Here is a 13,471-nt window from a genome sequence, read left to right as displayed (position 1 = left end):
CACGGCTCAGCCGAGCCCCCGCACCCGCACCGGGCAGGACGGCTCGACCGGGCCGTCCTCCCCCTCCCGGGTGACCACCACCCGCCGGCCCTGCCTGCGCGCGACGTAGCGCTCGATCTCCGGTTCGTCCCAGCCGTCGCCCGCGTCCCGCACCACCAGACCGCCTCCCGTCCGCCCGCGCGCGGGCGCCCAGACCTCCAGCTCGAGACCGTCGTCCGCCCCGCGCACGGGCACGACCGCACCCGCGCGCGCGAACACCGGTATCCGCGACAGCGGCGCGTCTACGAGGACCTGGGCGGGCCCCTCGTACGCCTCCTCCGTGGCCGTGTCGTACCAGCGGCCCGGGGGCAGCTGCACCGCACGCCGGCCGGCACCCGGATCGAGGACCGGGGCCACCAGCAGGCTGTCACCGAGCAGAAACGCGTCCTCGCAGTCCCGGAGCGACCGGTCCTCCGGAGCCCCCCACCACACCGGCCGCACATAGGGCGCGCCGGTCCGCCGCGCCAGATGCGCCAACGTCACGAAGTACGGCAACAGCCGCCGCCGCTCCAGCAGCGCCACGCGCGCGTGCTCCAGCACGTCCGCACCGAACTCCCAGGGCTCCCTGCGCCCCGCCCGCAGACTCGCGTGCGTACGGAACAACGGCAGGTACGCGCCGAGCTGGAACCACCTCAGGTACAACTCCGGCGACGGACTGCCGTCGAAACCGCCCACGTCCGGACCCGAGTACGGAACCCCGCACAGACCCAGCCCCAGCACCAGCGACAGGGACGCGCGCAGCCCCGGCCAGCCCGTCGCCACGTCCCCCGACCAGGTGCCGCCGTACCGCTGCGCCCCCACCCACCCCGAGCGCGAGAACACGAAGGGCCGCTGCTGCGGCGACAGCTCACGCAGCCCCGCGTAGCCCGCCTGCGCCATGCACAGCCCGTACACGTTGTGCGCCTCGCGGTGGTCGCCCTCGCGCCCCTCCAACGCGTGCCGGGCCGAACGCGGCAACGTCGCCTCACCGAACGCGCTGAACGACGTCGGCTCGTTCATGTCGTGCCAGAACCCGGCGAAGCCCTGCCTCAGCCGCTCCTCGTACAGACCGCCCCACCACTTGCGCACGCGCGCGTGGGTGAAATCCGGGAAGACCGAGTCACCGGCCCACACCACGCCCCGCACCGTCCGGCCCGCGGCGTCCCGCACGAACGCGTCCACTTCCGAACCGCTGTCGTACACGGCGTTGCCCGGCACGGCCCGCACCGCCGGATCCACGATCGACACCAGCCGGATCCCGTCCCGCCGCAACTCGTCCGCCAGAACGGGCAGCTTGGCGAAGCGCTCACGGTCGACGGTGAACACCTGATGCTCGTCGTAGTGGTCGATGTCCAGGTGGACGGCGTCCAGGGGCAGACCGCGCTCCTGGTAGCCCGCGACGATCCGGCGCACCTCCTGCTCGCTGCCGAACCCCCACCGCGCGTGATGGTGGCCCAGCGCCCACGCCGGCGGCAGGGCGGGCGCCCCCGTCAGCGAGGCCCACGTGTGCAGCACGCGCGCGGGCGTACCCACCATCACCCAGCAGCGCAGCGGCCCGCCGTCCATCCGCACCTCGCAGCGGCCCGCCCGGTCGTGCCCGGACCCCGCGCCCTCCGCACCCTCCCGCAGCACCACCGTGCCGTCCCACGTGGAGTCGTGGAACACCAGATGCGTGCCTGCGTCGGCCACCACGAGCTGCACCGGCATCGTCAGATAGAGCGGATCGTCACCGGGCCCGAACGCACGGCCCGGATCGGTGTTCCACAGCCGGTACGACCCGTCCCGCAGCCGGGGCCCCGACGCCCGACCGCCAAGGCCGAAGAACCGGGCGTCCGCCGCCACCTCCGACCGCTGCATCCACCGGGCCGCGCCCCCGCCGACCGGCTCCCACCAGCGCGGCGGAAGATCCCGGCGCAGCGTCACCCCGCCCGGAGTGCACACCTCCACCGCACCGTGCCGGGAGACGACGACCGTCACCCGCTCGGCGACCACCCGCCAGCCCCCGTCCTTGTCAGGCTCCAGCACCGCACGCGGATCCGGCTCCGGACTGTTCCCCGCCAGCGCGTACGACGGCTGCGGACCGGCCCCGTCCCACCCCCAGAAGACGGCACCGTTCACGGCGACGGTGATCCGCAGCTCCGACCGGCCGAACCGGATCAGACCGCCCCCCGGCCCCGGCTCCACGCCCTGCACCTGCCCCGGGACCCGCGCCCGTTCGGCCCCCCGCTGCGGCAGCGCGGCCGCGTCGATGCGCCTCCTGCGCCACGCGGCCCGCACGGTACGCAACCCCCGAGCCGCCATCCCCCCACCGACCACACTCACCGAACGCACCAGGTCACGACCGTCCATGCTGCTCACCCTGCCACCGAGCGCCCCACGCGCGCGTGTCGTTCAACTGCCGTTCACCCGTGCCGAGCCCACATCTTCACGACACGGACTATGTGGGGCGCGCCCTGGTGCAGAAGTCGATCACATGGCATCGTCCCTGTCAGCCGCGTCACGCGCACACCCCAGCCGTGCGCGGACCGACGCACACGACGCGCACAGCCCGGGAGCCGCCCCATGTCGACCGCGAACCCCCAGCCGCTCTGGCAGCCCGATCCCGAGCGGATCGCCCAGGCACGCATCACCCAGTTCCAGGCCTGGGCGGCAGAGCACCACGGCGCACCGGCCGAGGGAGGCTACCCGGCACTCCACCAGTGGTCCGTCGAGCAGCTGGACACCTTCTGGAAAGCCGTCACCGAGTGGTTCGACGTGCGGTTCTCGACGCCCTACGCGCGCGTGCTGGGCGACCGCTCCATGCCCGGCGCCGAGTGGTTCCCCGGAGCCACCCTCAACTACGCCGAACACGCCCTGCGGGCCGCCGACGACCGCCCCGGCGAACCCGCCCTCCTCCACGTGGACGAGACCCACGAGCCGCGCCCGGTGACCTGGTCCGAGCTGCGCCGCCAGGTCGGCGCCCTCGCCGCCGAACTCCGCACCCTCGGCGTACGCCCCGGCGACCGCGTCAGCGGCTACCTGCCGAACATCCCCGAGGCAGTCGTCGCCCTCCTCGCCACGGCCGCCGTCGGTGGCGTCTGGACCTCGTGTGCCCCCGACTTCGGCGCCCGCAGCGTGCTCGACCGCTTCCAGCAGGTCGAGCCCGTCGTCCTGTTCACCGTCGACGGCTACCGCTACGGCGGCAAGGAGCACGACCGCCGCGAGACCGTCGCCGAACTGCGCCGCGAACTGCCCACCCTGCGCGCCGTCGTCCACATCCCGCTCCTCGGCACCGAGACCCCCGACGGCGCCCTCGAATGGTCGGCGCTCACCGCCGGCGACACCGCCCCCGTCTTCGAGCAGGTCCCGTTCGACCACCCGCTGTGGGTGCTCTACTCCTCCGGCACCACCGGCCTGCCCAAGGCCATCGTCCAGTCGCAGGGCGGCATCCTCGTCGAACACCTCAAGCAGCTCGGCCTGCACTGCGACCTCGGCCCCGAGGACCGTTTCTTCTGGTACACCTCCACCGGCTGGATGATGTGGAACTTCCTCGTCTCCGGCCTGCTCACCGGAACCACGGTCGTCCTCTACGACGGCAGCCCCGGCTACCCGGACACCGGCGCCCAGTGGCGTATCGCCGAGCGCACCGGAGCCACCCTCTACGGCACCTCCGCCGCCTACGTCATGGCGTGCCGCAAGGCCGGCGTGCACCCGTCCCGCGACTTCGACCTCTCAAAGGTGCGATGCGTCGCCACCACGGGCTCGCCCCTGCCCCCCGACGGCTTCCGCTGGCTGCACGACGAGGTCCGCGACGACCTGTGGATCGCCTCCGTCAGCGGCGGCACCGACGTCTGCTCCTGCTTCGCCGGCGCCGTACCGACCCTGCCCGTGTACACCGGCGAACTCCAGGCGCCCGGCCTCGGCACCGACCTGCAGTCGTGGGACCCCAGCGGAAAGCCCCTCGTCGACGAGGTCGGAGAACTGGTCGTCACCAACCCCATGCCGTCCATGCCCATCCACTTCTGGAACGACGGCGACGGCAGCCGCTACCACGACAGCTACTTCGACACCTACCCCGGCGTCTGGCGCCACGGGGACTGGATCACCGTCACCGGGCGCGGTTCCGTGATCATCCACGGCCGCTCCGACTCCACCCTCAACCGGCAGGGCGTCCGGATGGGTTCGGCCGACATCTACGAGGTCGTCGAGCGCCTGCCCGAGATCAGGGAATCCCTCGTCATCGGCATCGAACAGCCCGACGGCGGCTACTGGATGCCGCTCTTCGTGCACCTCGCACCCGGTGCCGCCCTCGACGAGGCGCTGCTCGGGCGGATCAAGCAGGCCATCCGCGAACAGCTCTCGCCCCGCCATGTGCCCGACGAGGTCATCGAGGTGCCCGGCATCCCGCACACCCTCACGGGCAAGCGCATCGAGGTCCCGGTCAAGCGCCTCCTCCAGGGCACACCGCTGGAGAAGGCCGTCAACGCCGGATCCATCGACAACCTCGCCCTGCTCGGGTTCTACGAGGAGCTCGCCCGCAAGCGCGGCTGAGCCGACCCGGCACCTCACCCACCGCACACGCTTCCCGGACCCCGCCGCACACGGCCGCGGGGTCCGGATCGGCGGCATGCGCCGCCCAGCCCCTTACAAGCCTGTCAACTGCACAGTTGCCCGGTGCTCCCGCCCCCGGCCCCTCGCCCGCGATCCCGTTGTCAGTGGGCCCGGTTACGGTGAGTGAGCATTGATCGACCGCGCACTTGGGGGAAACATGGCGCACACCGACCACCAGACCATGCGACGCGAACTGCGCCGCGAGATCGCCGGCACCATCGGTCTGCTCACCGACGAACACGACTTCCGCACCATGCGGCGCTACCGCAGCTTCACCTTCGACGACCACTCCACCTACCTGCGGCAGGTGGAGTCCGTCCTCAGGAGCCGCGCCGCCCAGGGCACCCACACCACCCTCGCCCTGTTCGACCCTGAGGACTACGCGGTCTACTGCGCGGAAACCGGCCTCGACCCCGAATCCCACACCAGCAGGACCCGGTTCACGGCCGAACTCGCCTCCACCGGCCCCACCGTCCCCTACGACGGCCGCCCCCTCGCCACACTCCTGCCGGCCCTCGTGGACGAAGCCGTACGCCAGGCCACCTGGGAGTACGCCACCACGCTCCTGACCCGCCTGGGCCCCTGCCCCACCTGCGGCGAGGACATCGGCAGGGCCGCCTTCACCCGTGCCTCCGATCTCCTGGTCCGCATCCTCGACACGGCACCGCCCGGCGACCGCCACCTCGTCTGCAGCGTCTCCGGCCCACCGGACACCCTCGTCTCCGTCCTCCACGGAGACCAGGACGCCCAGGGGGACACCCGGCTCGACGAGGCGGAAGCCCTCGAATTCACCAGCGTCCTCGCCCTGGGCCTCGCCACTCGCAGCCCCGGCGGCCTGGTCATGCGCACCAGCGCCCCCGGAACCGCCGACCAGGTCTACGGATGGCGGATGCGCACAGGCGCCTTCGAACCGCTCACCGCATCGGAGGTGTTCGACGCCTACTGCACCGACGCCGAAACCGGCGACCTCATCTCCCCGGAGCCCGGCGTCGACTACTGCGAGCCACCCGACCTCGGAGAGGACCGCACCGGAGAGGGACACCACCACTGACCCCGAGCCCCGACGGCCGAACGCACCAGGGGCGCCCCACCGAAGGCGGGACGCCCCTGCACACCTGGTGCGCCCTACAGACCGCGACTACTCGCCGGACAGCACCGCCTGGGCCGCGCTCCGCGCCTCCTCGGCACTGTCCGCCGCACGGGCGGCCGCCGCGGCACGCTCGCACTGCGCCAGCGTGTACTTCGCCAGCGTCGCCCGTACATACGGAAGGGACGCGGAACCCATGGACAAGGAGGTGACACCCAGACCGGTCAGCACACACGCCAGCAGCGGATCGGACGCGGCCTCGCCGCACACGCCGCAGCTCTTGCCCTCGGCCCTGGCCGCCTCGGCGGACAGCGCGACCAGATCGAGCAGCGCCGGCTGCCACGGGTCCTGAAGCCGCGAGACCGCACCGACCTGCCGGTCCGCCGCGAAGGTGTACTGCGCGAGGTCATTGGTCCCCAGCGACAGGAACTCGACCTCCTGCAGGATCGAACGCGCCCGCAGCGCGGCGGACGGGATCTCCACCATCGCGCCGAACTTCGCGCGCAGCCCCGCCTCACGGCAGGCGTCCGCGAACGCCTTGGCGTCCGCCCGGTCGGCCACCATGGGCGCCATGACCTCGAGGTACACGGGAAGCCCCTCGGCGGCCCGCGCCAGCGCGGTCAGCTGCGTCCGCAGAACGTCGGGATGGTCCAGCAGCGTACGGAGACCACGGACGCCGAGCGCGGGGTTCGGCTCGTCCGCCGGCGTCAGGAACTCCAGGGGTTTGTCCGCACCCGCGTCCAGCACGCGCACGACCACACGGCCCTCGGGGAACGCCTCCAGCACCTGCCGGTAGGCCTCCACCTGCTTCTCCTCGGAAGGGGCGTTCTTGCTGTCGTCGAGGAAGAGGAACTCGGTCCGGAAGAGACCGACACCCTCGGCACCGGCCTCCACAGCCGCCGGCAGGTCCGCCGGACCGCCCACGTTGGCCAGCAGCGGCACCTTGTGCCCGTCCGCGGTAGCGCCCGGACCCGTCGACGCGGCGAGCGCGGCCTTCCGCTCGGCGGCCGCCGCCGCCAGCTGCGCCTTCTTCTCCTCGCTCGGGTTGACGAAGACGTCACCGGTGCTGCCGTCCACGGCCACCACGGTGCCCTCGGCCAGCTCACCGGCACCGGGCAGGGCGACAACGGCCGGCACACCCAGCGCACGGGCCAGGATCGCGCTGTGGCTGGTCGGACCGCCCTCCTCGGTGACGAACCCGAGCACCAGAGACGGGTCGAGCAGAGCCGTGTCCGCCGGCGCCAGGTCCCGCGCGACGAGTACATAGGGCTCATCACTGTCCGGGACACCCGGCATCGGAACGCCCAGCAGCCGGGCGACGATGCGGTTCCGCACGTCGTCGAGGTCGGCCACCCGGCCGGCGAGGTACTCCCCGGCACCGGCCAGCAGCTCCCTGTACGCCGCGAACGCGTCGTACACCGCACGCTCGGCCGTGCTGCCGACGGCGATGCGCCGCTCCACGTCGGCCATCAGCTCGGGGTCCTGGGCCATCATGGCCTGCGCCTCGAGCACCGCCTGCGCCTCGCCCCCGGCCAGGTTGCCGCGTGCCATGAGGTCGGCGGCCACGGCGTCCACGGCCTGGCGCGCCCGGCCCTGCTCACGCCCGGCGTCTTCGGTGGGGATCTGCTTGGCCGGCGGCTCCAGAACCGCCGTCCCCATGTGCCGCACCTCGCCGATCGCCACGCCATGGCTCACGCCGACGCCTCGCAGCGTTGTCTCCATCTCACCCGTCTCCGTTAGTGCGGCGGGTCCGTCGCCGCGGTGGTGGTTGTCCTGTCGGCCGTCCTGCGACGGCGCCGCCGTCAGTTCCAGGCGAAGAGGCTGTCGCCGGCCTTCACGTCTCCGCTGTCCCGGAGGTCGGCCAGGGAGTCGGCCGTGGCTTCCAGTGCGACGACGGGACACACCGGGGACTTGCCGGCCGCCTCGATCGCGGCGGGGTTCCAGCGCACGATGGCCTGGCCGCGCCGGACGGTGTCGCCCTTGGCCACGAGGAGCTCGAAGCCCTCGCCGTTGAGCTGGACGGTGTCGATGCCGAGATGGGTGAGCACACCGTGTCCTTCGTCGTCCACGACGACGAAGGCGTGCGGGTGCAGGGAGACGATGACGCCGTCCACGGGTGACACGGCCTCGGAGGGTTCACGTACGGGGTCGATCGCAGTGCCCGGGCCGACCATGGCCCCGGAGAAGACCGGATCCGGCACGGCGGCCAGTCCGATGGCGCGTCCGGCGAGAGGGGACGTCACGGTGGTCATGGGAAGCCTCCCAGGAGTGGAGCTGCAGGTAGGGCCGTCACTGCCTGTCCCTGACGGCGCACTGAGCAGCAGGGTATGTCAAAGGAAGTGGCGGTTCCGTACGGAACCTACCAGTAAGTGGTCTAGACCACCAACCCTATCGATTTGCACGGGCTCCGACGCCGCGTGTACAGTCGTACTCCTGCTTGGGACGGAGCGGCGCGAAAGTGCGTCCGTCCGGCAGCACCCAAACTTGTCAGATCCTATCTCGGGGTCACCTTCCGCATGTCTGCGGGGCGGTGGTCAGGGGGACGGAAAAACACTGATAGAGTTTGAAACACCGAAGGGAAGCCCGGAGGAAAGCCCGAGAGGGTGAGTACAAAGGAAGCGACCGTTCCTTGAGAACTCAACAGCGTGCCAAAAATCAACGCCAGATTAGTTGATACCCCGTCTCCGGTCGTCACGATCGGGACGAGGTTCCTTTGAAAAAACACAGCGAGGACGCTGTGAACCATCGGACTATTCCTCCGGTGGTTCCGCTCTCGTGCGTGTTCATCCCGATTACGGGAAAACATTCACGGAGAGTTTGATCCTGGCTCAGGACGAACGCTGGCGGCGTGCTTAACACATGCAAGTCGAACGATGAACCACTTCGGTGGGGATTAGTGGCGAACGGGTGAGTAACACGTGGGCAATCTGCCCTTCACTCTGGGACAAGCCCTGGAAACGGGGTCTAATACCGGATATCACTCCTGCAGGCATCTGCGGGGGTCGAAAGCTCCGGCGGTGAAGGATGAGCCCGCGGCCTATCAGCTTGTTGGTGAGGTAATGGCTCACCAAGGCGACGACGGGTAGCCGGCCTGAGAGGGCGACCGGCCACACTGGGACTGAGACACGGCCCAGACTCCTACGGGAGGCAGCAGTGGGGAATATTGCACAATGGGCGAAAGCCTGATGCAGCGACGCCGCGTGAGGGATGACGGCCTTCGGGTTGTAAACCTCTTTCAGCAGGGAAGAAGCGAAAGTGACGGTACCTGCAGAAGAAGCGCCGGCTAACTACGTGCCAGCAGCCGCGGTAATACGTAGGGCGCAAGCGTTGTCCGGAATTATTGGGCGTAAAGAGCTCGTAGGCGGCTTGTCACGTCGGGTGTGAAAGCCCGGGGCTTAACCCCGGGTCTGCATTCGATACGGGCAGGCTAGAGTGTGGTAGGGGAGATCGGAATTCCTGGTGTAGCGGTGAAATGCGCAGATATCAGGAGGAACACCGGTGGCGAAGGCGGATCTCTGGGCCATTACTGACGCTGAGGAGCGAAAGCGTGGGGAGCGAACAGGATTAGATACCCTGGTAGTCCACGCCGTAAACGGTGGGAACTAGGTGTTGGCGACATTCCACGTCGTCGGTGCCGCAGCTAACGCATTAAGTTCCCCGCCTGGGGAGTACGGCCGCAAGGCTAAAACTCAAAGGAATTGACGGGGGCCCGCACAAGCAGCGGAGCATGTGGCTTAATTCGACGCAACGCGAAGAACCTTACCAAGGCTTGACATACACCGGAAACGTCTGGAGACAGGCGCCCCCTTGTGGTCGGTGTACAGGTGGTGCATGGCTGTCGTCAGCTCGTGTCGTGAGATGTTGGGTTAAGTCCCGCAACGAGCGCAACCCTTGTCCTGTGTTGCCAGCATGCCCTTCGGGGTGATGGGGACTCACAGGAGACCGCCGGGGTCAACTCGGAGGAAGGTGGGGACGACGTCAAGTCATCATGCCCCTTATGTCTTGGGCTGCACACGTGCTACAATGGCCGGTACAATGAGCTGCGATACCGTGAGGTGGAGCGAATCTCAAAAAGCCGGTCTCAGTTCGGATTGGGGTCTGCAACTCGACCCCATGAAGTCGGAGTTGCTAGTAATCGCAGATCAGCATTGCTGCGGTGAATACGTTCCCGGGCCTTGTACACACCGCCCGTCACGTCACGAAAGTTGGTAACACCCGAAGCCGGTGGCCCAACCCCTTGTGGGAGGGAGCTGTCGAAGGTGGGACTAGCGATTGGGACGAAGTCGTAACAAGGTAGCCGTACCGGAAGGTGCGGCTGGATCACCTCCTTTCTAAGGAGCACTTCTCACCAGCTTCGGTTGGTCAGAGGCCAGTACATCGGCGCACGTTCGATGCTGGTTGCTCATGGGTGGAACGTTGATTATTCGGCCGGATGTCACGGGTCGGAGGCTGCAAGTACTGCTCGCAAGAGCGTGGAACGCATGATCTTCGGACGGGATCCGGTCGGGCACGCTGTTGGGTGTCTGAGGGAATGATCTTCCTTCAGTCGCCGGCCCCGGTAAAGCATCGCGTAAGTGGTGTGTGACGGGTGGCTGGTCGTTGTTTGAGAACTGCACAGTGAACGCGAGCATCTGTGGCCAAGTTTTTAAGGGCGCACGGTGGATGCCTTGGCACCAGGAACCGATGAAGGACGTGGGAGGCCACGATAGTCCCCGGGGAGTCGTCAACCAGGCTTTGATCCGGGGGTTTCCGAATGGGGAAACCCGGCAGTCGTCATGGGCTGTCACCCGCTGCTGAACACATAGGCAGTGTGGAGGGAACGAGGGGAAGTGAAACATCTCAGTACCCTCAGGAAGAGAAAACAACCGTGATTCCGGGAGTAGTGGCGAGCGAAACCGGATGAGGCCAAACCGTATGCGTGTGAGACCCGGCAGGGGTTGCGCATGCGGGGTTGTGGGATCTCTCTTCTGCGGTCTGCCGGCCGTAGGACGAGTCAGAAACCGTTGATGTAGGCGAAGGACATGCGAAAGGTCCGGCGTAGAGGGTAAGACCCCCGTAGTCGAAACGTCAGCGGCTCGTTTGAGAGACACCCAAGTAGCACGGGGCCCGAGAAATCCCGTGTGAATCTGGCGGGACCACCCGCTAAGCCTAAATATTCCCTGGTGACCGATAGCGGATAGTACCGTGAGGGAATGGTGAAAAGTACCGCGGGAGCGGAGTGAAATAGTACCTGAAACCGTGTGCCTACAAGCCGTGGGAGCGTCGGGATCTTCGGATCCTCGTGACTGCGTGCCTTTTGAAGAATGAGCCTGCGAGTTTGCGGTGTGTTGCGAGGTTAACCCGGGTGGGGAAGCCGTAGCGAAAGCGAGTCCGAATAGGGCGTTTCAGTAGCACGCTCAAGACCCGAAGCGGAGTGATCTAGCCATGGGCAGGTTGAAGCGGAGGTAAGACTTCGTGGAGGACCGAACCCACCAGGGTTGAAAACCTGGGGGATGACCTGTGGTTAGGGGTGAAAGGCCAATCAAACTCCGTGATAGCTGGTTCTCCCCGAAATGCATTTAGGTGCAGCGTCGTGTGTTTCTTGCCGGAGGTAGAGCACTGGATAGGCGATGGGCCCTACCGGGTTACTGACCTTAGCCAAACTCCGAATGCCGGTAAGTGAGAGCGCGGCAGTGAGACTGTGGGGGATAAGCTCCATGGTCGAGAGGGAAACAGCCCAGAGCATCGACTAAGGCCCCTAAGCGTACGCTAAGTGGGAAAGGATGTGGAGTCGCACAGACAACCAGGAGGTTGGCTTAGAAGCAGCCACCCTTGAAAGAGTGCGTAATAGCTCACTGGTCTAGTGATTCCGCGCCGACAATGTAGCGGGGCTCAAGCGTACCGCCGAAGTCGTGTCATTGCAGCATATAGCCCCAACGGGTGCTGTGATGGGTAGGGGAGCGTCGTCTGCCGGGTGAAGCAGCACCGGAAGGTAGTTGTGGACGGTTGACGAGTGAGAATGCAGGCATGAGTAGCGATACAAACGTGAGAAACGTTTGCGCCGATTGACTAAGGGTTCCTGGGTCAAGCTGATCTGCCCAGGGTAAGTCGGGACCTAAGGCGAGGCCGACAGGCGTAGTCGATGGATAACCGGTTGATATTCCGGTACCCGCTGTGAAGCGTCAAACATCGAGCATCGTGATGCTAAGGCCGTGAAGCCGCCCTGATCTCTTCGGAGTTGAGGGGAGTGGTGGAGCCGCCGAACCAAGCGGTTAGTAGGTGAGTGATGGGGTGACGCAGGAAGGTAGTCCATCCCGGGCGGTGGTTGTCCCGGGGTAAGGGTGTAGGACGCAAGGTAGGTAAATCCGCCTTGCACATAGTCTGAGACCTGATGCCGAGCCGATTGTGGTGAAGTGGATGATCCTATGCTGTCGAGAAAAGCCTCTAGCGAGTTTCATGGCGGCCCGTACCCTAAACCGACTCAGGTGGTCAGGTAGAGAATACCGAGGCGTTCGGGTGAACTATGGTTAAGGAACTCGGCAAAATGCCCCCGTAACTTCGGGAGAAGGGGGGCCACACTCGGTGATCCGATTTACTCGGTGAGCTGGGGGTGGCCGCAGAGACCAGCGAGAAGCGACTGTTTACTAAAAACACAGGTCCGTGCGAAGCCGTAAGGCGATGTATACGGACTGACGCCTGCCCGGTGCTGGAACGTTAAGGGGACCGGTTAGCTCCATTTCGGTGGGGCGAAGCTGAGAACTTAAGCGCCAGTAAACGGCGGTGGTAACTATAACCATCCTAAGGTAGCGAAATTCCTTGTCGGGTAAGTTCCGACCTGCACGAATGGCGTAACGACTTCTCGACTGTCTCAACCATAGGCCCGGTGAAATTGCACTACGAGTAAAGATGCTCGTTTCGCGCAGCAGGACGGAAAGACCCCGGGACCTTTACTACAGTTTGATATTGGTGTTCGGTTCGGCTTGTGTAGGATAGCTGGGAGACTTTGAAGCAGCCACGCCAGTGGTTGTGGAGTCGTCGTTGAAATACCAGTCTGGTCGTGCTGGATGTCTAACCTGGGTCCGTGATCCGGATCAGGGACAGTGTCTGATGGGTAGTTTAACTGGGGCGGTTGCCTCCCAAAGGGTAACGGAGGCGCCCAAAGGTTCCCTCAGCCTGGTTGGTAATCAGGTGTTGAGTGTAAGTGCACAAGGGAGCTTGACTGTGAGACCGACGGGTCGAGCAGGGACGAAAGTCGGGACTAGTGATCCGGCGGTGGCTTGTGGAAGCGCCGTCGCTCAACGGATAAAAGGTACCCCGGGGATAACAGGCTGATCTTCCCCAAGAGTCCATATCGACGGGATGGTTTGGCACCTCGATGTCGGCTCGTCGCATCCTGGGGCTGGAGTCGGTCCCAAGGGTTGGGCTGTTCGCCCATTAAAGCGGTACGCGAGCTGGGTTTAGAACGTCGTGAGACAGTTCGGTCCCTATCCGCTGTGCGCGTAGGAATATTGAGAAGGGCTGTCCCTAGTACGAGAGGACCGGGACGGACGAACCTCTGGTGTGCCAGTTGTTCTGCCAAGGGCATGGCTGGTTGGCTACGTTCGGGAGGGATAACCGCTGAAAGCATCTAAGCGGGAAGCCTGCTTCGAGATGAGTATTCCCACCTCCTTGAGAGGGTAAGGCTCCCAGTAGACGACTGGGTTGATAGGCCAGATATGGAAGCCGGGTAACCGGTGGAGTTGACTGGTACTAATAGGCCGAGGGCTTGTCCATTGATGCTCGCGTTCACTGTGTTGG

5 protein-coding genes and 2 rRNA genes are annotated in these 13,471 nt (G+C 66.4%); 4 read left to right on the top strand and 3 right to left on the bottom strand.

The genetic code is table 11. The annotated features are described in order from the left end of the window. Positions 1 to 6: 6 nt before the first annotated feature. A complete protein-coding gene (locus tag N8I86_RS07680; RefSeq protein ID WP_263277453.1) occupies positions 7 to 2,367 on the bottom strand; it encodes a glycoside hydrolase family 31 protein in 2,361 nt (786 codons plus the stop codon). Positions 2,368 to 2,580: 213 nt separating this feature from the next. Between N8I86_RS07680 and N8I86_RS07675 the strand changes: the two genes are divergently transcribed. Beyond that, complete coding sequence (locus N8I86_RS07675) at positions 2,581 to 4,548, top strand: acetoacetate--CoA ligase (protein WP_263277452.1); 1,968 nt, start codon at positions 2,581 to 2,583, stop codon at positions 4,546 to 4,548. Between the two features lie 217 nt (positions 4,549 to 4,765). Further along, positions 4,766 to 5,659 carry a hypothetical protein gene (locus N8I86_RS07670; RefSeq protein ID WP_263277451.1) on the top strand — a complete coding sequence of 298 codons (894 nt, stop codon included), beginning with the start codon at positions 4,766 to 4,768 and terminating at the stop codon, positions 5,657 to 5,659. An 87-nt stretch (positions 5,660 to 5,746) separates the two neighbouring features. Here the strand turns inward: N8I86_RS07670 and ptsP are convergent, their stop codons facing one another. Then, positions 5,747 to 7,417, bottom strand: a complete 1,671-nt coding sequence (gene ptsP / locus N8I86_RS07665) for a phosphoenolpyruvate--protein phosphotransferase (RefSeq protein ID WP_263277450.1) — start codon at positions 7,415 to 7,417, stop codon at positions 5,747 to 5,749. Between the two features lie 80 nt (positions 7,418 to 7,497). Continuing rightward, positions 7,498 to 7,947: a PTS sugar transporter subunit IIA gene (locus N8I86_RS07660; RefSeq protein WP_073899206.1), complete on the bottom strand. Its 450-nt coding sequence runs from the start codon at positions 7,945 to 7,947 to the stop codon at positions 7,498 to 7,500. Positions 7,948 to 8,500: 553 nt separating this feature from the next. Here N8I86_RS07660 and N8I86_RS07655 point away from each other — a divergent pair. Together N8I86_RS07655 and N8I86_RS07650 are read left to right on the top strand one after the other, a co-directional pair. Continuing rightward, a 16S ribosomal RNA gene (locus N8I86_RS07655) occupies positions 8,501 to 10,026 on the top strand. 304 nt (positions 10,027 to 10,330) lie between these two features. Continuing rightward, positions 10,331 to 13,447: ribosomal RNA gene (locus tag N8I86_RS07650) — 23S ribosomal RNA — on the top strand. Together the 16S and 23S rRNA genes form the textbook arrangement of a ribosomal RNA operon. Positions 13,448 to 13,471: the final 24 nt, after the last annotated feature.

It is taken from the genome of Streptomyces albidicamelliae (genome assembly GCF_025642175.1).
GTDB classification, from domain to species: domain Bacteria; phylum Actinomycetota; class Actinomycetes; order Streptomycetales; family Streptomycetaceae; genus Streptomyces; species Streptomyces albidocamelliae.
The sequence above is the reverse complement of the archived record's forward strand: the minus strand, read 5'-3'. Positions and strand labels throughout refer to the sequence as shown.

Excerpts from the sequence above, each read along its gene's own strand:
- N8I86_RS07680 (WP_263277453.1), bottom strand. The coding sequence starts at position 2,367 with ATGGACGGTCGTGACCTGGTGCGTTCGGTGAGTGTGGTCGGTGGGGGG.
- N8I86_RS07675 (WP_263277452.1), top strand. The coding sequence starts at position 2,581 with ATGTCGACCGCGAACCCCCAGCCGCTCTGGCAGCCCGATCCCGAGCGG.
- N8I86_RS07670 (WP_263277451.1), top strand. The coding sequence starts at position 4,766 with ATGGCGCACACCGACCACCAGACCATGCGACGCGAACTGCGCCGCGAG.
- ptsP (WP_263277450.1), bottom strand. The coding sequence starts at position 7,417 with ATGGAGACAACGCTGCGAGGCGTCGGCGTGAGCCATGGCGTGGCGATC.
- N8I86_RS07660 (WP_073899206.1), bottom strand. The coding sequence starts at position 7,947 with ATGACCACCGTGACGTCCCCTCTCGCCGGACGCGCCATCGGACTGGCC.